14 protein-coding genes and 1 tRNA gene are annotated in these 20,371 nt (G+C 52.9%); 5 read left to right on the forward strand and 10 right to left on the reverse strand.

What is annotated here, in order from left to right; genetic code table 11:
• Nucleotides 1-35: 35 nt before the first annotated feature.
• Both EUU23_RS03380 and EUU23_RS03385 read right to left on the reverse strand, forming a co-directional pair.
• Nucleotides 36-1,271, reverse strand: a complete 1,236-nt coding sequence (locus EUU23_RS03380) for an MFS transporter (RefSeq protein ID WP_246156067.1) — start codon at nt 1,269-1,271, stop codon at nt 36-38.
• Between the two features lie 260 nt (nt 1,272-1,531).
• Complete coding sequence (locus EUU23_RS03385) at nt 1,532-4,060, reverse strand: TonB-dependent receptor (RefSeq protein ID WP_218939492.1); 2,529 nt, start codon at nt 4,058-4,060, stop codon at nt 1,532-1,534.
• 80 nt (nt 4,061-4,140) lie between these two features.
• Here EUU23_RS03385 and EUU23_RS03390 point away from each other — a divergent pair, with 80 nt between their 5' ends.
• Nucleotides 4,141-4,761, forward strand: coding sequence for a TetR/AcrR family transcriptional regulator (locus EUU23_RS03390; RefSeq protein ID WP_160352698.1), 621 nt, complete (start codon nt 4,141-4,143; stop codon nt 4,759-4,761).
• Between the two features lie 2 nt (nt 4,762-4,763).
• Here EUU23_RS03390 and EUU23_RS03395 read toward each other — a convergent pair whose 3' ends face one another.
• From EUU23_RS03395 to EUU23_RS03410, 4 genes are all read right to left on the reverse strand, one after another.
• A complete protein-coding gene (locus EUU23_RS03395) occupies nt 4,764-5,882 on the reverse strand; it encodes an SO2930 family diheme c-type cytochrome (protein WP_218939493.1) in 1,119 nt (372 codons plus the stop codon).
• A 26-nt stretch (nt 5,883-5,908) separates the two neighbouring features.
• Nucleotides 5,909-7,213, reverse strand: coding sequence for a parallel beta-helix domain-containing protein (locus EUU23_RS03400; RefSeq protein WP_218939494.1), 1,305 nt, complete (start codon nt 7,211-7,213; stop codon nt 5,909-5,911).
• 304 nt (nt 7,214-7,517) lie between these two features.
• Nucleotides 7,518-7,594, reverse strand: a tRNA-Pro gene (locus EUU23_RS03405).
• Nucleotides 7,585-7,731: a hypothetical protein gene (locus tag EUU23_RS03410; RefSeq protein ID WP_160352700.1), complete on the reverse strand. Its 147-nt coding sequence runs from the start codon at nt 7,729-7,731 to the stop codon at nt 7,585-7,587. The genes EUU23_RS03405 and EUU23_RS03410 overlap by 10 nt, the downstream gene beginning before the upstream one ends.
• Here EUU23_RS03410 and thyA point away from each other — a divergent pair.
• The 4 genes from thyA (at nt 7,730) to EUU23_RS03430 (ending at nt 12,358) form a co-directional block, all read left to right on the forward strand.
• A complete protein-coding gene (thyA, locus tag EUU23_RS03415) occupies nt 7,730-8,662 on the forward strand; it encodes a thymidylate synthase (protein WP_160352701.1) in 933 nt (310 codons plus the stop codon). The genes EUU23_RS03410 and thyA overlap by 2 nt on opposite strands.
• 111 nt (nt 8,663-8,773) lie before the next feature.
• Nucleotides 8,774-10,060 carry a thiamine pyrophosphate-dependent enzyme gene (locus EUU23_RS03420; RefSeq protein WP_160352702.1) on the forward strand — a complete coding sequence of 429 codons (1,287 nt, stop codon included), beginning with the start codon at nt 8,774-8,776 and terminating at the stop codon, nt 10,058-10,060.
• Nucleotides 10,060-11,088, forward strand: coding sequence for an alpha-ketoacid dehydrogenase subunit beta (locus EUU23_RS03425; RefSeq protein WP_160352703.1), 1,029 nt, complete (start codon nt 10,060-10,062; stop codon nt 11,086-11,088). The genes EUU23_RS03420 and EUU23_RS03425 overlap by 1 nt, the downstream gene beginning before the upstream one ends.
• 4 nt (nt 11,089-11,092) lie before the next feature.
• On the forward strand, nt 11,093-12,358 hold the full coding sequence (locus EUU23_RS03430; protein WP_160352704.1) for a dihydrolipoamide acetyltransferase family protein: 1,266 nt from the start codon (nt 11,093-11,095) through the stop codon (nt 12,356-12,358).
• A 10-nt stretch (nt 12,359-12,368) separates the two neighbouring features.
• Here the strand turns inward: EUU23_RS03430 and EUU23_RS03435 are convergent, their stop codons facing one another.
• The 4 genes from EUU23_RS03435 to EUU23_RS03450 all read right to left on the reverse strand — a co-directional run bounded on the left by EUU23_RS03435 (nt 12,369) and on the right by EUU23_RS03450 (nt 20,157).
• A complete protein-coding gene (locus EUU23_RS03435) occupies nt 12,369-17,120 on the reverse strand; it encodes a carboxypeptidase-like regulatory domain-containing protein (RefSeq protein ID WP_246156069.1) in 4,752 nt (1,583 codons plus the stop codon).
• 383 nt (nt 17,121-17,503) lie between these two features.
• A complete protein-coding gene (locus tag EUU23_RS03440) occupies nt 17,504-18,601 on the reverse strand; it encodes a hypothetical protein (protein ID WP_160352706.1) in 1,098 nt (365 codons plus the stop codon).
• A gap of 66 nt (nt 18,602-18,667) precedes the next feature.
• Complete coding sequence (locus EUU23_RS03445; RefSeq protein WP_160352707.1) at nt 18,668-19,141, reverse strand: DUF11 domain-containing protein; 474 nt, start codon at nt 19,139-19,141, stop codon at nt 18,668-18,670.
• Nucleotides 19,138-20,157 (reverse strand): DUF11 domain-containing protein, encoded by a 1,020-nt coding sequence (locus EUU23_RS03450; RefSeq protein ID WP_160353516.1) that lies wholly within the window; start codon nt 20,155-20,157, stop codon nt 19,138-19,140. The genes EUU23_RS03445 and EUU23_RS03450 overlap by 4 nt, the downstream gene beginning before the upstream one ends.
• Nucleotides 20,158-20,371: the final 214 nt, after the last annotated feature.

Below are 20,371 nucleotides of genomic sequence, written 5' to 3' on the forward strand. Positions count from 1 at the left end.
GTAACTTCACAAACTGTGCGGCGAGCAAAATTAGCTTAGGGTCTGGCGCGAGCTGGTGCCGTCTCAGGCATATGCCAAAATATCATGATCACACATAATGCAACAAGGGCGATCATTGCGCCGGGTGCTGCGGCCCATCCACTGTTCGTCACCAAAAGATGTGCAACCAAAGGCGTGAGACCACCGAATATGGCAGTTGCAGTTGTAGCGCCTAATGCGAGGCCGCTGAGTCTACCCTCGCCTGGGAATTGCTCCGCAGTCGTGACGGCGCCGACGGCGCTAACGGCCCCTCCAAGCGCCGCCATGACAATTGCGCCAGCCCAGGCCGCAGCTCCACCACCAGCCATGACCGCAAACATCCCCGTTGGCAGCATTATGCCGCCAAGTGCCAGAACGAGCAGCACGGGACGACGACCAAAACGGTCCGACGCAAGTCCTATCAGGGGCGTAACCAGGATAACCGTCAGTGCTGCAAGAACAGAGATCGACAGCGCGCGCGTCTCCGGCATGGTACCAGTGGCATCAAGGAACACCGGTACATAGGTAATACCGACATAGTAGGTGATTGAACCCAATGCAGAAATCGCAAAACCGCGTGCAATAGCGCTACGGTGTCGCGTTAGTGTCTGCCGGATGGGTTTTTTCGGTACTGTGCCGGCATCACGCTGCCGCAGGAATTCCGGAGTTTCTTCGAGCGTTGCGCGGGTAATCAGCACCAAGCCGGCGAGCGCTGCGCCAAACAGGAAGGGCAGGCGCCATCCCCATGATACAAGTGACTCTTCGGGCAATGCCCAAACGGTCAGTGCCGCCGCACCGGCCGCCAACAGCGCGCCGATTTCGCTTGCCGCCGATGCACAGCTGGTGATCAATCCGCGCCGATTGTCCTTTGCACCTTCCATCAAATAAGCGACGACGCCGGTATATTCACCGCCAACCGAAAACGACATCAAACAGCGCAGCCCGATCAGCAGCAAGCCGGCAAGCGGGCCAATTTGAGCAAAAGTTGGCAGCATTGCGGTTGCGAGCATTGCGATGGTCATCAAAGCCATCGAACCCAGCATCGTCACTCGCCGGCCCATCCGGTCACCAAAATGACCAAAAACCAGCGCTCCGACTGGTCGCATAAGATATGCGATTGCAAAGCCGCCGAGCGTTTCGGTCATCGACTGCGGGCTATTTCCGAAGAACACGCGCGCCAACACGGTTGAAAAATAGAGGTACAAGGTGAAATCATACCATTCGACAACGGTCGAAAGTCCAGCAACAATCATCGATCGCCGCGACATCGGCAAGCGCGAAGAGGGCGGGGCGCTGTGCACAGTTGTGTTCGCGATTTCAACCACGAGACAAGTTGGCGAATTTCGCACCCGGTGACAAGGCCCTTTGGCCTTTCGCCGGGGTCATTGACACACGCTGCGAGTTTCCGTGGTCGGCTCGCCTTTGGGTTTACAACCATGCGATCTCATTGGACGGGCACTGCTGTCAGTTTATGAATCGGAAATCTTATCCTATTCCTTTGAAAGTCGGTCAGCTAAAACTTGACGGTCACGTCGCCACCCCAAAATACAGGCTCAGAAATGGATACAAACGGAGTGCCAAGCGTGTCCTTTGTAAGGTTATTGACGCTGACATAGCGGTTGTTGAACACGTTGTTCCCATAAAGGCCAAATTCAAATCGCTCATCCTTGCTAGTCCAACTCAACCGAAGGTCGGTTCTGTTTTGAATGCTGCCCGTTTTGAAAGCTGTCGTTGCAGACAAAGCCCCCTGAGCTATCGAATCGTCGTTCTGACGGGTTCTGCCGCGATAGGAATGGGCCGCTTGAAAAGCCAAACGACTACCGCCTTCAAATATATGTTCATAACGCGCGCCAAAAGCGGTCGATAATTTCGGTTCGCCTGTGGGCTGTCCAGACAGATCCAAATTATTGGCTAAAACCCGTTTTTTGAAAGTGGAGTCAATATATTGCGTGTTGGCAAACAGCCTCAATGGTTTAACTGGATTCCAATTCAGTTCAAAATCGGCGCCCCATGCCTGATCGTCGCTGGTTTCCACAAGATATTGAGGTATCGAACTTCCCGCTGGCAAACCCAGACGGATGGATTGCTTGTTTTTATAGACATATCTGAAGCCCGACAAATTCAAGATAAGGTGAGCCTCGCGAAATTGGCTTTTGACGCCGAATTCAAAATTGGTGACATCTTCATTTTTGAATTCCGAAGCGATTTGAACGCTATTAAAACCGCCAGCCTTGTAGCCTTTGGTAAATGAAGCATATAGCAATATGTCGTCAGCTACTTTGTAATCGACCACCACCCGTGGGCTGAAATTGCTGTATGAGCGTTTTAAAACACACGGTGCACCTTCTGTAACTGTTCCGCCATTGTCGCACCCGATACCAGCCAGCGGGCTTTGATCGAAAACAAGGTCAAATTGAAAGTCCGCCGGGGTGACGCCAGCCAGACCCAGAATGCCTTGAGCCGCAAGAGACTGCAATGTGGCATCCAGAGTTGGAGCTTCGCGCGGACCGTTGAGCCACTGAAATCTCTTCTTGTCCTTGGTATAGCGGCCACCCACCGTTAGTTTCAGGCGATCACTGACGGCCCAAATAACGTCAGCATAGGCCGCAAAGGCCTTAAACTTGCCTTCATTGAACATGGCTTCGCGCCACCCATGCCCCAATAGTGTGGCGGGAACACCAAGTGGTATAAGCAGACCATTTTCCAGGTCGGTAAACGGTGTGCCTAAGCCAACATTTCCCAGCGTCGTATTGACCGTGTCCGTGAATGTAAATGTGTCGCTAACCTGCTGCGCTTTTTCGTTAAAGTAGCTAGTTCCCACGATCCAGTTGAACGCACCTGTTTCGCCCGCAAGACGCAGTTCTTGATACCAGCTTTCGTTTCTTTCCCGGTTATTGGTGTCGAAATACAGGTCGACGCGGTTTGTGCCGTCCTCATCCTCACGATTTTCAGTGCGAAATTTCCGCCACGAAGAAATCGAGCTGAACGCAATATCGCCAAAATCATGATTAATGGTCAAGCTGGTTTCATCAAGATTCCGTGTCTCGTGATTGTCAATCACATCATTGAAAATTGGGACTTTAAAGGGATTCAAATAGTCTGCCGGCACGGATGGCACAGGCGGCTGACCTGGCGCGGGTGGGATAGATACAATACCGATGGCTGGTCGGGCATCCTGATCGAGATTGTCGTGCGTCCAGGTAAGGGTCGCATCGGTGTCGCTGGAAATCTCCCAGCGAAGGGCGGCACGTGCTGCCCAGTTGTTTTCGCGGTTTAGTCTTTCGCCTGTTGCTGCGTCCCGGAACAGTCCATTGCGCTTGTTGTACAATCCGTTGACCCGCAGGGCCAGATTGTCTCCGATGGGGACATTCAACAGTCCCTCAATGCGCTTTTTCGCATAATTGCCCAGCCGCGCCTGTAGCTTGCCTTCGAAACGGTCGACGGGCTTTTTTGTAATGATGGATACCGCTCCGGCCGCTGAATTTCGTCCGAAAAGCGTTCCTTGAGGTCCTTTAAGAACTTCGATCCGTTCAATATCCCCAAATGACAAAACGGCGGCGCCTGATCGCGCCGAATATATGCCGTCGACATAAACGCCAACTGCGGGATCAGTGCCAACGCCAAAGTCCGATGTCTGTACACCCCTGATTTTGTAGCTGGGCTGGGTTGGGCTTCCAGCACTGACCTCCAGGCCGGGAATGAATCTGCTGATATCGCTGATATTGTCAGCGGCGAGATCATTAATGAATTCGTCACTGACAACTTGAATAGGAATCGGGACGTCTTGCAGGTTCTGTTCGCGCTTTTGCGCGGTCACGACAATTTCAAAGTCCGTATTTTCGTCTTCAGCTGTCTGCGCCGACGCCATCGGTGCGATAACAATTGTAGCAGTTGAAGCAGACAGAATCAAAAATGTCTTCATACGGCAATTTGTTTTAAACGCTTTCATTGTCTCATCCTCCCAAACAGCTATCCTGAGCGTTCTGTTCATGTTACCGGACGGATTTTCCGCCTCGTGTCTAATGGTATCAAGCTGCGTCACGATCATTAAAACAGAAATTTTTTCACTTTCCTAGCGTTATTTCATTTGTTAACAGCCGTCGCGGCTATCGAGAGCAGATTTTGAGCGAAACATTGTTACTGGACACACGAATTGAGCCAAGGCAGGCTCGAGCACAGCGGCGCATTGCCGATATTCTGCGCGCAACTGAAACTTTGCTGGCGGCGGGTGAGAAGGTGACGACCAGCGCGATTGCCGTTCAAGCTAGGATCCCTGTTGGGTCCGTTTATCGTTACTTCCCGAACGTGTTCAGCATTTACCGCACCTTGTTCGAAAAATTGAACGGTGAATTGCGCGCACGGATTTTCGCAGTCATGCAAAATGCGGATGACGAAAAAACATGGGAAATGCTCTCAGAAGAGATATTGGCGCAGGCCATCGATCTGTACCGTCAGCATCCAGCCTACGGAAACTTGCTGCAGATGATGGCAGATCCCATGTTGCAAAAGGTCCGGCAAGAATGTGTCGACGAGACATCAAAGATTTTTGCCGCGAGATGGCGCGCGGGTAAAGATGGCTTCCACAACGGTGACATTGACCTTGTCGCTCAGACCGCCTCCAAGCTGTTTACCTTTGTCGAGCAAGCCTATTTTGAACAGCTGCGTATTGGTGGCAACGCCTCGCCATTTCTTGAAATGGTCAAAACACTCAGGGCCTATTTGTCATTATATCTTTCTACCTGATATCAAGGGCAGGCCCCGCGCATCTCCGCAATCCATTGCCGAATAAGCGCGACGCCCTCATCGTGGGAAACAGATCTACCGAGTTCCGGCATCATCTCTTCCGGATTGGTCGATGCAATTCTGTATGTGAAGATTGATTCGTCGGGCTTGCCCGGAACTATCCCGAACTTTCTATCGCCCGTGCCAGTTCCTGCAGCGATTGGTAATTTGCACACGCCAAGACTTAAACCATTGGGAGAGTCAAGTTCGAGCAGCAGGCCCGATGTGCTTGCCGCCCCATTGCGATTGTGACAGTGCGAACAGTTGATATCGAGATAGGATCGCGCTCTCTGGTCCAGAGCGACATTGGTATCATTCCACAGCGCATTTCGTGGTACGCGCGAACTTTCTGGAACGCCGTGTAGAAAACCGCTGGCCTGCCACCTGACGAGCTGATTTTCTGCTCGGTCTTTATATGTATATATCTTGTTGAGATGCCGGGCCTTCAAACCGATTGGCTGGATCTTGCGCGTAACGGAGTTCGTTGCATGGCATCCTGCACATTGATTAGTGTTGGGAACAACATAAGAAAAGAGCTTCTTTTGGTTCTTTTCATCTACCAGTTTGAGATTTTTGATATCACCTGTGCGTTTTAGCACTGCATCGGTCTGCTCCTCATTCCACACATAAGGCAGTGCAACCCAGCCAGTCGCCCGGTTAACGAGAATGCGCGTTTCGACGAGCCTTACCGAGGGCAATTCAAATCCAGCGTTGAGTAATTGGCTGGTGTTGTCTGCGTTTCGCAGCACAGAACCATCCTTTGCGGATGACCCCACCGGAACTTGATAATAGAATGTTTTGGTTATTACGGTTCCCACCGGGAAATCGAAAGCATCGTTCGCATCATAATTGGCGGCTTTACCTTCAGGCATCCAGATCGTGCGCAACTTGTGCGCGTAGTCGGAAAAAAGCGGCGTGTTGAGATCATACGGTGTGACCCTTTCGCCCAATTGAAGCGTTTTGTCCTTAACGGACAACATATGCCATTCGCTGAGTAGCTCGGGATTAGTTTCGGAATGGAAGACAGGTGATTGGTCTGCGCTGCCACCACAGGACGCGAGCAATGCCGAAACGATGGCCAATCCAATCAGGTTCCTCAATTTCTGTATCATCGCGCGGCTGATTCAAGCTTTACTGGTGGCAGTTTTGGAAGGTCGCACTTGTGCGGAGTAATATCGGTGCTGGGATTCTTATAGCCGCCTGGTCCGTCCGCATTGGCGATGCCGGACGCGCCATTATTGATACAAATACGCATCGCCATTGGCAATTGTCCGTTTACGAGCAATGCCTTGTTAAAATAGCCATCCCATAAAATGTCCGGGAACCTGCCGTTGATACCAAAAAGAGAAACCTTTAGGGCCTTAAGGTCCATACCGTCAGGCGATCCGCCGCCGCCGGAAAATTTATTGCCATAGATATAAATCGATTCAGGGTAGGGATCGTAATTAGGTGCCTTCTTGTCATTGGAATAGTTGGTCGAAAACAAGCTAGATACGATAATATTTGCCGTGTTGTTTTCAACCACTTCATTTCCAAAAATCTCAACATGATCGTTCGAGTTTATTGAGATACCAGTGCCTGCCGGGATACTAGCAACGGGCGTGCCTTTATGGCCGAAATTCTCCGTGTTGTTCTTGATCACCTTGTTGTTGAAAACCCGGGTGTTCTTGCCTTCCTGCGGCAGGTTTGGCATGTTAAAAACCAATATGCCGCCGGTGTTGTTGGCAGCAAGATTCTCGTAGACATCGGCATCGATCGTGTTTTCGATTTCGATCCCTGCAACGTTGAATTCAGCGCGGTTGCGCCTGACGACCACATTCTTTGACTGGCCCACATAGATACCCGCGTCCGATGCACCTATTGCAACATTGTCTTCCATCAAGACATTAGTCGTTTGAACTGGATAGATTCCATAGGCACCATTTCTAGTCGAATAGCCGCCGGTCCATTCAGTCCGGACGCTGCGGATGACAATGTTGTTGCCCTTGGTTATTTTCAGCGCATCGCCCTTAGTGTCTTCAATCGCAAGATTCTCAATTGTAAAATCGCTGGCCGTCACCAACAACCCTTCGGCTCCTGCCACTTGGCCTTTGAAAGACAATATGGACTTATCCATGCCAGCGCCTCGGATTGTCACACCGTCTACTGAGAGACTTAGGCCGCGCGTGAATGAAAATTTGCCTTCGGGGATGAGGATTACGTCCCCAGGTTTTGCATCTAGCAATTTGGTTTGTAATTCGTCGGCGAACTTTGAATCGCCAGGAACACTGCCACCTTCTGTTTCTGATGAACATCCCGACAACGCCAGCAGCACCGCAATGCAAACAATCAAACGTTTATTCATCTTAAGCCCCTCTCTCAATCCAATCACATCACGAAGTCTCACCCAAATCAAAATATGAATGATTTTCACCTTCTAGGCAACCTCATAATTGTGTAGGCAGCGGGGCATGCACTTTTCGATATAGGGATGCATCCTGCGCCACACCGGCGCGGTCTGGGCTGCCGAACTCGGGATCCCGATGAGCCTGCTTGCGCGGTACATGGGACACGACGACAGTCGCACGACTGAGATACACTATTCGCGTTATTCGCACGGTTATATGCGGGGCGTCGCTGATGCTCTCGAAATCGATATTTTACCCGGCGAGGTTCACAATGAACCGGCAGCCCCTGTCTATAAGGAAGCATAAATGTACAGAAAACCGCGAAATAACTGGTCGGGAAAAGAGGATTCGAACCTCCGGCCCCTGCCTCCCGAAGGCAGTGCTCTACCAGGCTGAGCTATTTCCCGACCCGCAACCGAAACTGGCTGAAAACCGCCGGATGCAGGCGGCGGATATAATCCGGCGATTTTCGGGTTTCAAGACGTATATTGCGGTACCAGCGGCAGTTGCCAGAATCATCGGCACGTTCTAGCCTTTCCGCCATGGAACCTGCACCGCATTATGAAGACCAATATCTCGCTCTCATGCGCCGGATATGGACAGAAGGAACGGTTCAGCGTGACCGGACCGGTGTTGGAACCCGCGCTGTTTTCGGCGCGATGATGCGGTTTTCATTGGCGGACGATGCCGTCCCCTTGCTAACGACGAAACGGGTATATTGGAAAACTGCGGCCCGTGAAATGCTTTGGTTTTTGACCGGAAACACCAACATCCGCCCGCTATTGCAGCAAAAGGTGCGGATATGGACCGACTGGCCGCTTGACCGCTATCGCCGCGAAACCGGAAGCGACATCACGCAGGATGATTTCGAGGCCCAAATTGTGGGCAGCGCTGAATTTGCGGAAAAATGGGGCGATCTTGGCCCTGTTTATGGGGCGCAATGGGTGAATTGGCCCAATTATCAACCGGTGGGCGAGGGGCTATTCCAGAAAATGGAAAAAGGCATCGATCAGGTCAGCCTGCTGGTCGAAAGCCTGAAAAACAATCCGGGTTCAAGACGACATATCATCGAAGGGTGGAATGTAGCTGAACTGGACCGGATGGCATTGCCGCCTTGTCACAAAACCTATCAGTTTCATGTCGCCGATGGGGTATTAAGCTGCATATTATTTCAGCGATCTTGCGATCTGGGTCTGGGCTTTGCCTTCAATGCCTTTTCAGCCGCGCTTTTGATCCGGATGCTCGCCAACGTTTGCGGATATCAGCCGGGCGAGTTGATTTGGCAGGGCGGTGATGTACATCTCTATCTCAATCATAGTGATCTGGTGGAGGAGCAATTATCGCGCACGCCATCGGGTAACCCAAAGTTGAAATTACTTCGCACGCCGCAGAGTATATTCGACTTTGCAATTGAGGATTTTGAAGTCGTCGATTATACGCCACAATCCCATATTTCCGCGCCGGTCGCGGTATGAATGCAGGATAGGTCAGCACTATTGACCTAAAGCAATGCTTGAAATAATATAACAATCGCAGACAATAAATTACCTGAGTCGTTCAGGGAGTTCAGAGGCGGAGGAACAAGCATGGGGCAGCATCAAAGGGAAAATCTTGCGCCGCTGCATCTGCATATTCCCGAACCCAAATTCCGGCCCGGAGACAAGGCGGATTTCAGCGATATTATAGTCCCCGAAGTAGACGCAATCGCCCGCCCTGATGAACATGTGGCGCCGGCGGATATTCATGCACTGGCCTATGGCCTTGTCCGGGTCCTTGATGATGAAAATGCCGCGACAGGTAGCTGGAACCCCGGGTTAAGCGCAGATACTTTGCGATTGATGCTGCGCAAGATGTTGACCTTGCGCGCCTTTGATGACCGGATGTTCCGCGCGCAGCGGCAGGGCAAAACAAGCTTTTACATGAAATCATTTGGTGAGGAAGCGACATCGGTCGCGACCACAATGGCTTTACACCGGGATGACATGTGTTTTCCGAGCTATCGCCAGCAAGGCATTTTAATTACACGCGATTATCCACTGGTCGACATGATGAACCAGATATATTCCAACCGTGGTGACCGGTTGAAAGGGCGGCAATTGCCGATCATGTATTCCGCCAAAGACTATGGCTTTTTCAGCATTTCGGGAAATTTAACGACGCAATATCCGCAAGCCGTAGGTTGGGCAATGGCGTCGGCGTCGCGGGCCGATACCCGTATTGCAGCTGTATGGTGCGGTGACGGCTCTACGGCCGAAGGTGATTTCCACAGCGCGCTAACGTTCGCCGCCGTTTATAATGCGCCAGTTATTTTTCAGGTTGTGAACAACCAATGGGCTATTTCCTCTTTTTCAGGATTTGCCGGAAGTGAACGGACGACCTTCGCTGCGAAAGCCATCGGCTATGGCATTGCTGGACTACGGGTCGATGGAAACGATGTGCTGGCAGTTTATGCCGCGATGCAATGGGCGGCCAATCGGGCGCGGACCAACAATGGCCCGACCCTGATCGAATATTTCACCTATCGTGGGGAAGGGCATTCGACCTCCGACGATCCCAATGCCTATCGCGCCGCTGAAGAATATGCCCTGTGGCCCTTGGGCGACCCTGTTGAACGGTTAAAAGCGCATCTGATTGCGACGGGGGAATGGACGCACGAGCAGCATGAGGCGCTGGTTGCGACTTTGTCCGATGAGGTCAAAGCCAAGCAGAAAGAAGCCGAGCAAAATGGCATTTTGGGCCATGGTCTGCATCATCCATTTGAAACCATGTTTGAAGATGTCTTCGAAGAAATGCCGGCGCACTTGAAAGAACAATGCGCGCAAATGCTCGAAGAACAGCACGACAAATTCGGTCCGGAATGGGAGGCGCGCTGATGTCTGACGCTGCGACCAAAACCATGAACATGATCGAAGCAATTAACAGCGCACTTGACGTCATGTTAGGCCAGGACCCGGATGTTGTGATCATGGGTGAAGATGTTGGCTATTTTGGCGGGGTGTTTCGCGCCACGGCAGGTTTGCAGAAAAAGCATGGCAAGACCCGGGTGTTTGACACACCGATCAGCGAATGCGGCATCATCGGTGTTGGTGTGGGCATGGCAGCCTATGGCCTGCGTCCCGTGCCAGAAATCCAGTTTGCCGATTATATCTACCCCGGTCTTGATCAATTGGTCAGCGAAGCGGCACGTATGCGCTATCGGTCCGCAAATGACTTCATCTGTCCGATGACCGTGCGATCCCCCTTTGGTGGCGGCATTTTCGGGGGCCAAACCCATAGTCAAAGCCCGGAAAGCCTGTTCACCCATGTTTGCGGCATAAAAACGGTTATCCCTGCCACGCCCTATGACGCCAAGGGACTGCTGATCGCCGCCATCGAGGATAATGATCCCGTCGTCTTTTTTGAACCCAAGCGTATCTATAATGGCCCGTTTACAGGCTATTACGACCGACCCGTCGAGCCTTGGTCAAAACATGAAGGCAGCGCAGTGCCGGAGGGGCATTACCGGATAGAATTAGGCAAAGCGGCGATCGTTCGCGAAGGCGGGGCCGTCACCGTTCTCACCTATGGCACCATGGTCCATGTGGTCAAAGCCGTTGTCGCCGAACATGGAATCGATGCGGAAATCATAGATCTGCGTACTTTATTGCCACTCGATATTGAAACGATCGAAGCCTCGGTCAAAAAAACCGGGCGTTGCATGGTGGTGCATGAGGCGACACGGACGAGTGGTTTTGGCGCCGAATTATCAGCGCAGGTGCAGGAACGCTGCTTCTATTATCTGGAAGCGCCTGTTGAACGTGTGACCGGTTTCGACACGCCCTATCCACACAGCCTTGAATGGGCTTACTTCCCGGGACCGGTGCGGCTTGCACGCGCATTTGACAAGATCATGAAGGATTGAGCTGATGGCCAAATTCACATTCAACCTCCCCGATATTGGCGAAGGCATTGCCGAGGCAGAAATTGTGGCGTGGCATGTCAAAGTAGGCGACCATATTACAGAAGACCAGCCGCTTGCCGATATGATGACCGACAAGGCCACGGTTGAAATGGAAAGTCCGGTCGCCGGCGTGGTGACTAGGGTCGCGGGCGATGAAGGCGATGTTATTGCCATCGGGTCCATGCTGGTTGAAATCGAAACGACGAGTGACGTCAGTGACGTCAGTCCGAAGATACTGGAAGCTGTGGCGGTACCTGCCGAAACAAAAGCGGATGAGGATGAAATACAGCAAGCGCCGGTGCTTGCCACCGTAGCTGTTGAGGCCCAAACGGAAAAGGCAACGGTACCGGAATCTGCCATTACGGCCCACCGCGTCGTTACCGCATCGCCCGCTGTGCGCGCTCGTGCGAAGGATCTGGGTGTGGATTTGAGTGACGTCAAGGCGGCAGGCGGGCATGTGCGCCATGCCGACCTTGATGCCTATTTGAACTATGGTTCAGGGCAGGGCTATCGCGCGCCGCAAAGTTCGGCCAAGCGCAATGATGAGAGTATCAAGGTGATTGGCATGCGTCGGCGTATTGCCGATAATATGGCGGCGTCCAAGCGCCATATTCCCCACTTTACCTATGTCGACGAAATTGACGTGACAGCTATCGAAGCCATGCGTGCGGACCTGAATGCGAACCGGGGAAGCAAACCAAAGCTGACCCTTTTACCAATGTTGATCGTGGCAATTTGCAAAACGATCCCGCAATTCCCGATGCTGAATGCCCGTTTCGATGACGAAGCTGGCATCGTTACACGTCACGGATCGGTTCATCTGGGTATGGCCACGCAAACCCCGGCCGGATTGATGGTTCCAGTCATACGCGACGCACAGGACCGGAATATCTGGCAATTGGCGTCAGAAATTAGCAGATTGGCTGACGCCGCACGCAATGGCAGCGCGAAAAGCGAGGAATTGTCAGGATCTACGATGACGATAACGTCATTAGGGCCGCTGGGCGGAATCGCCACCACACCTGTCATCAATCGGCCTGAGGTTGCGATCATCGGTCCAAACAAGATCGTCGAACGTCCGATGTTTGTGGGTGATACGATCGAGGCGCGCAAGCTGATGAACCTGTCCATTAGCTGCGACCATCGCGTCGTCGACGGCTGGGATGCCGCAAGTTATGTGCAGGCGCTCAAAAAACTGGTCGAGACGCCCGTGCTGCTCTTCGCCGACTAGGTGTAAGACCTTAAAATTTGATGCCGGCAAGGCTATTCTGGTCGAACTTGAGCTTGAGCGTTATATACGGCCCGGATCGGGTGTAGCGGCTCTCTTCAAAGTCGCGATCTTCAAAGCCCACAATATTATACCCAACCGATATATTGCTGTTGTCGATAGGGGCAACGGTCAGGACCGGGCCAACGGAATAAGCAATATTTTTGCCGCCGGTTCCGATACGAACGGTGCCTGCGGCACCGAAATCTGCATATTTGCTGAAGTCGAATTTCGCGTCGACACCGACCACATTGCTCCAGCCTTCGACATCATCGGGGCCGAAGCGGTCTGTGGAGTAACGGGTTCCCCAAAAAAGGGCATATTCGCCGCGTTCGACAAAATTCCCGTCCAGATCGTCAATCGGGGTGTAGTTCACCGAAAGGCTGTTGATGACACGCCGTGATTTGGCATCGCCATCAATATTGAGCGGTGCGCCGCCAATTGGGCCTGCTTCGCCAGCAACAGCATCGCGCACCGCATCATAGCGGAATTCGGTTTTGTTCAGGATCGCCCACTGGCTATCGGCAGGGCGGTGGGCCCAGCTTATTTCGGCTTGCGCTGTGGTGGTAGATGCTCCGCCAATTTCATTGGCGCGGAACCAGCTAAATGCTCCGCCCACGGCACGGCCTTCGCCAATCTGGCGCAGGATGGCGGTGGTCAGGCCATAACGGGTGGTGGTTTCACCGTCGCGATATTCAGCGCGGCCAGTCCAGCTCCACCGGTCACCGCGATAGGTTGCGCCGCCGGTTACCGCTGTGAAATCTTCGGTCAGGCTGCTGTCGCTTCCCAGAAATCCACCTGATGCGACAGGTTGCAAGGGATTGACGACATCTGCGCGGCTAAAACCGTTCAATGTCTTATTGCCGTCGACCGTCATGTCGACAGACCATTTTTCGCTAATCCGGAAAGACTGGGCGAGGCCGTAAGCGGCAAAGGTACGGGGGCCAAATTCGGTAATCTGTTGCTGGTTGGCGCTGGCCAATATGCGGCCACCGGCCCAAGGCGCAACGTCGAAACCAAGGCGGGCCGTTCGCGCATTTATGTTTTCGCCCTTGGCAATTTCATAACCTGCGATCAACGCGACATCGGACCGAATGGCATAGCGCGCCGATACACTATGCCGCGCGGGGAAGTCGACGCTTTCATCCTGATCGTTTAAGGCAAATTCGGTCTGGCCCGACAATTCCAGTTTACCATCCAGTAGACGTTGTGAAGCGCCCAGTTTGACGAGGGACGACTGATTGTTCGTACCATCGGAAAGTTGGTCATCGGCATGTGTCAAACCTGCGCGTAATGTGGTGTTTCCGTCCCGATATTCCAGCTCGCCAATTGCAGCGCGGCGACGCGCATCGTTTCCGAAAAACTCTTCCTGATAAGCAATTAACGATGCCGACAGCTTTTCAGTCAGGCGCACACGGCCATCAACGCCAAATTTGCGCGTGCCGATTTCGGAGCGATTGATCTGGCCAACCCCAAATCCGGCCTGCTGTTCACGTACATAAGCGACTATGTCGTAATTTTCATCATGATGTTCGGCCTCAATCATCCAGGCGATTGCACCACGTGCGGCTGGCGCGTTTGATTTTGACTGGGCTGATGACCCGGCAAATTCGGCGCGGATTTCGGTTCCAATGCCGGGACGATAAATGAGATCCGCACCGACCAGATCGGTTTTGGAAACATCATTTTCGTCGTGAATGCCCGTGGCGGCGATTTGCAGTTTTTCATCCGCGCTTTTCCAGCGGACGCGTCCGCCTGCGTTTGCCACACGCTTGCCGATACCGTCGACTTCATATTCAGCAATGATGAACTGCGGATCAAGTCCGCTACCACGCGATAAAATGGGTTGGCGGAAACGCAGAGTACCGGCCAGATAATCAATGTCATAGTCAATGTGACGGAACAGCGTCTTGCGTTCGACAATCCGGTCCGACCGCAATCGGTCGCGCGTTTCCAAAATGATAAGCTCGCTATTTGCAATGACATCGCGCGCCGAAAGGGCATAGGGGCCGGACAAGCCATTGCCCTGTATTTCCTCACGACGGAAGCGCGTGGGCGTATCCGATCCAAATGCCGTCGCCTGTATGGCATCGTTGCGATATTCCGCCTTCACGCCATTGAAAGAACGCTGATAGCGGGCGAGTTCCGGTTCATCGATGCCGGTTTGATAATCTCCAAACAGCGCATAAAATTGCGGACGCTCCAGCTTAAGATATAGTCGGCGAACTGATGCTGCGTCATAACGCTGGTCAGTGCGGTCGGCATAAATCGTGTAATAGCTGCGCGGGTCGATAACACCGGCAAAGCGGGTTTCGTCTTCTTTTTTGTCCGTGTCATACGCCATGGTCATCAGCCATTTGCCGCTAACACGACCCTTGGCATAAAGCGCTATACGACCATCAATATTGAGCGAGTCTGTATCGCCGGCATGTTCTTCCAAGCCTTCTTCAAGCTTGTTAAATCCAATGGTTCCAGCAGCGAAACCGACGACGGTCCAGGGACGATTGCCCGGGTCCAGCCAAGTTTCCACCCGCTGTTCACGCCGAACTTCGCCATCGACAAAGTTGAAACCGATGGCGAGTGAGCCCGATGCCGTCGTGGGTTCAAGTTCGATATAGGCGATGCCATCGTCGCCTTGCACCCGCCATACGGGCGCTGCACGTTCCAGACCCGACAATTGACGGGCTTGCTCGGCGTCGACCTCAATTGCCGGACGGTAGGGCGCTGTGACGCTGAAATCGCCGACCGAACCGTGTTGGATTGGCTTACCACTGCGATCGGTTAACCGGACTGCAATGCGCGGCCGCGTCACGCCATCTGCTAGCAAGATGGACTTGTCTTTCAAAAATTGTGCCTTCATCGGGGCATGGGCGAAATATACATCCCGCTCGAGTGTTTCGACCACATTGCCGGACGCATCTTTGATATTTGCGATCAGCTTGTTCGGCCCATCTTCAATACCGACACCGCGCCACAAGGCGACATTGACTTGGCCATCGGCACTTTTTTTTGTGCCATCATAATTGAGAGGATCGACCTTTTTGCCATTGGCCAATAATTCAACGGTCTGACCCGAACTGTGCTTAACCGCAATGCGGATCGACTTTACGCGGGGGTTGTGATCCATTGCTGGGTAAAGAAATTCTGTTCCAGCCGCTTGTCCGGCAATCCAGTCACGGTCAGCGCCCGCCGCTTCCGGATCGCTCATTACATCGGGAAAGGGGGTGGCTGCTATGCGATTTTCAGCGCGCGCCGCAGTTTCAATGGCCCGGAAATCTGCGCGTTTCAGGCTGCCGCCCCGTCCTTCGACAAAGCGGGAAATCGCGCTACCTGCGCTGCGCGTATTTTGCGCGCAATCCACAGGGGCCTGATTAAGCGGAAAGCTACTAGGGTCGACCTGCACGACATGAATGCCGGGAATTAACCCTTCAAAATGATAGCGTCCATCTGAATCGGTGACGGTGTATGACCCGTCCTGCAACATCACGCGGACGCCGGCGATACCCTTGGCATCGCGCGGATCGATGGAACATCCCCCCTCGGTAACGCGACCAACCAGAGTAAATCTTTCGCTGATCCCGTCGCGCACAATTCGAACGGCGGCATCAACGCGATCACTGGTGGCGCCACGATTATCGTTCGCAAAGGCCAGGTTGACTGCGTTCCCCGGCCGCGCATCCTGACGTATTTCCGCAAGATAAGTCAGTAAGCCTGCGCCACCCGCCGCCAGCGGTGGCAATGAAACTGAAAAGCTATTGCCGTCATTCCCTACCGTCGGGGTAATATTTACCCCCTGATATCTGACGCTATTTAGGCGTAAACGCATCGATTCAGGTAGTTGATCGGTGATTGTAATCGGTCCGGTATTGCGTGACCTGTTTGGATTACGCACTTCTATCCGGAATTGAACGATATCGCCCGGCGTTGCAGTGGCCGTGGAGGTTGTTTTGCTCAACGCCAGTTCTCCGCCCGGTTGATCGAGAGGGATATCGATGCGGACAGGCGCAGGATCCGACAGGGTAATGACCCCACCAAATGAACCCGCCACTATTTCAAATTGCCCGCCATCGGGCCGATTTAGCACGGCCAATTCTGACAGCGAGGCAACCGACGGGAAAGTAAAAGGGGTAGGAGGCGAAACAATAAGGCGATAGGTACCCTGTCGCAAAAAGGGGAACCGGTAAAACCCTGACGTGAATGCATAAATTCGACCGCTGCTGTCGGTCACCGTGCTGCCAGTGACAATGCTATTGGGGAAAGCGGACACCCCGTCATCGCCGAAAACTTCCGCTGGTGCACCAGTTGTGGCATCCACGATTGTCACTGTCGTTCCATTGACAGGAGCGCCATCGCCACTGTCAAATGACATTCCGAATGGATCGATCAGAATTTCAACATCCGCATCGCCGAGCCGGTTTCCGGTTGTCTTGTCATCAAATTCCACATTGATCTTATCGCCAGGGTTGACTGAAAGCACACAATCACCTTGCGCTGGAACCGGCGGGATCGCTCTGGTGTTAAGGAAGCCATAAAATCGCCCGCTATTCGGGTTAGATTCTGTAAGCGTGATACGTTCCTGATCACCGGCTTGTGTAGAAATCACCACCTCGAATGTATCAATCGAAGTAGAATTTAGATTTTTGATGGCAGCATCCATCTGGATGACCAACGGTTCGCCCGCCCGGATCGCATTGGCCGGCAACAGGCGGGCCGGCGTGGTGCTCAATCCAGCGTAGACCCCTTCGAAACGGACAAAGGAAGGACCGCTATTCCCGACACAAACAGTTGACGGGAGGTTGGCGGTGGTTGCCCCTGTTGCGTTCGAAAACCGCAACAACGACAATGTCGCTTCGGGAACGGGGGGCGGTTCAACAGCAAATTGTATTGTATTGGACGTTCGCGACAGTTTCTGTGCCCCGACGTCCCATTCTACGGTCGCGGTATTGGTTATAATTTGCGGGGTCGTTTGCGCGATCGCAGGTAAGCTGGCGACAGGAAACATGAGTCCTGTCGCCAGCACACCTGCGGCTTGTATAATAATTTTTGTAAAGGGTCCCATTTTTTGAAAAGGGCGACGCCGACATCGTCGCACGCCGCCCCCTTTGTCTCTTAGTTGATGGTGGCGCGGAAAATAAGCGCGCTGGAGCTACCTCCAGCGATGTTATTCAACGTGCCTGCCACTGTGTTGGCTGGAGTGCCGAAGCTGCCGGCATCTACGTCCGAAGCATCAGTTACGGCCGTACCTGCAGCACAGGTTTGTCCTGCACCAGGGCTTGTCACCGTCCCATTTACGCGGATCGTACCAGCCTGATACGTCGTATTGGTCGGCACAAGGTCAGAAATGGTGATGTTCGTTGCCGTCGCACCGCTAGCGGCGTTTGCCACCGAGATGCAATATTCAACCACAGCACCCGGCACAGACTTGAAGTTGCTGCTGCTTACGCCGTCGCTGATGATCCGGCTCGTCTTGAAGACGCTAAGGACTGCAGCAGAAACAGTGTAATCGTCGGTTGCGACATCGATACCGTCACGCGCAACCGAGGTGCCACCGTTACCGGATTTCGCGGTGTCGGCGAAGATGGTTTCCACCGTGCCAGCACCGTTGACGGTTGCGTCGGTTGCAGCGGTAATTGCCGTTCCATTGCTGTTGAGCGCGGCTGCGCTCAATGAAATGCCTGCAACCTGACCATTTGTAGCCGACAACGGAATGTCACCAACCACCAAAATGGTCGTATTCGCATCAGCAACCAGATCATTGATCGTCAAAGTTGCCGTAGCTGCAGCATCGCAGGTATTATCCGCGTTCGCATCAAGGCAAACCAGCAGATTGGTGACGTTAAACGCATCCGTACCGCCATGCGCGGCCGTTCCGCCTACGAGTTGTGATGGCGTGATTGTGAAATCGAGCGTGTCGTTTGACGTGTTGGCCAATACAAAGGTCGTAATCTGACCGGTCTGGCCCGGACTCACAGATGTCGTGCCGATCGGCGCTTTTTCCGCGAGAGAAAAGATTACTTTACGGTCAACGACAAAAACGTCAGAGGCCGACGCTTGTGTTTGCGGAACGCCGCCCACTTGGAAATTGACGTTCACATTGTTTGTAATGCTAGTGCCCTGCGTTGTACCACCAGCAAATGCTGGCGCAGAGCACAGCATTGCCAGAGATACGCCTGATGATGTGACGAGCAGTTTTAGCTTACTGGTCATAGCTTTTACTCCTGTTGCAAATTATGGATCGCGCCCACTCCGCCGCGATCGAAACGGTTTCGGGTGTCATTTTACGACTCCCCGAAATATCAATTTGCCTTCCGCCCCGGCGGTCAGCGGTTGATTCAGATTCCATTTTATATGTGTGACATCGCTACGTTGCGCCGCTCGGGTGGCGCCATCTTCTTTCGCAACGCGCAAATCGCCAAGGAATCCCCAGTTCTTTCCTCCGTCGATGGAAACGATTTCCTGTCCGTCCGATGTACCGTTAAAGGCCACAGCGGGCGGCAAAGGATTGGTGACCACGAAATTGGTTGCCGTGGTTGCACTGACATTTTTATATTTGACGACAAAAACAAGACTGTCGCCCGGCGTCACCATTTTCGGTTTTTCGAGAACAACCGTTTTGGTTCCGTCGACACCTTCAATTGTGCGCTCGACAAAAACATCGCTGCTCAACTGCAATGGCGTTGCCGCCACTGCTAAAGATGCGCCGGTTAAAGTGGCAAAAGCCATCATGATGCGAATGATCAATTTCATGGGATAAGCACCTTGAAAGTCACGGTTCTTGTTTGACCGGCAGGTACATTGCCGGCGGCGACACTGATGCGTGTGCCATTGAAATTACCGGCATCGGCATCGGCGGCGTCGGTCAGGGCGGTCGCTTCCAATGTCAACGATGCGGGCTGATATTGCGATCCGACAGGAATAGGGTCTGTAATGACCAGATTGTTCAGCAGGCCAGTGCCCGCGACGGTTGCGACTAGAGAATAGGTGACAATGGCACCTGGAACAGGACGATTGCCACCGAACGGATCCAGGATGGTCGCGGTTTTGTTTAAAGTTACGGATGTCGCCTGAACTGCAAGAAAGCCGCTGGCCGAACTTTGTGCACCGGTCGGACCCACCACCGCATTACCGCCACCCTGGCCTGCATTGGCAAAGCTGGTTCCGGGCGCGCCCGTACCGGTGACGGCTGCTGCTACTATGCTGACATTGGCCCGATTGGTGTCGACAACGCCCGCGGGGGTTGAGGTTATGACAAATACTGTGATATTCTGATCCGGCGCAATGACGGGTTCATTGACGCCTGCGGTATATACGACATCCACACCCGCATCGAAAACGCCATTACCATTGGCATCAATGACAATCTGTTGCAGGCTGGGGTCGAAATCGTCCCCGCCATTTGCAACCGTGGCGGTAAGCGCAAATGCTTCATCCCCGTTTCCGGTGTTGGAAACCCGGAAACGTTGAACATTCGATGTTTGCCCGGGTGAGGTTATGACATCGCCCGGATCGGTTGATGACACCGTGACGTCAAGAAGTTCATCGACCTTGATCGTGACTGTGTTGGATTGGATGGTTACCGGCCCGGCTGCCGTATCAAAAGTCGCCGACGCGACGTTTTGAATGTCAGTCCCAGCCAATGTACCCGCAGCATGGGCGGCATTGGGCAACGAAAATACCGCCACCGAAATCGACGCCAAAAGTGCGTAAATGCAACTTTGTGGACGTATGTTATGGCGCGGACGAATATGATATCTGGTCTTCATCACGCACCTTATGTCGCAATAATGTCAAGAAACCGTTAATCTCAGACACAGCAGTTAACCACCTTAACTATATGAAAATAAGTAAAAAACATGTATTGCAAACGGTAACAATTTGTAAAATCTTAAAAAATATAACTTTAGATATAGCATGGGACGTCGTGACGTCAAACAGCTAAAAAATCGGCTGTTTGATGGGGAAATTCAGAGTCAAAAA

Source organism: Sphingorhabdus profundilacus (assembly GCF_009769755.1).
Lineage (GTDB): Bacteria > Pseudomonadota > Alphaproteobacteria > Sphingomonadales > Sphingomonadaceae > Sphingorhabdus_B > Sphingorhabdus_B profundilacus.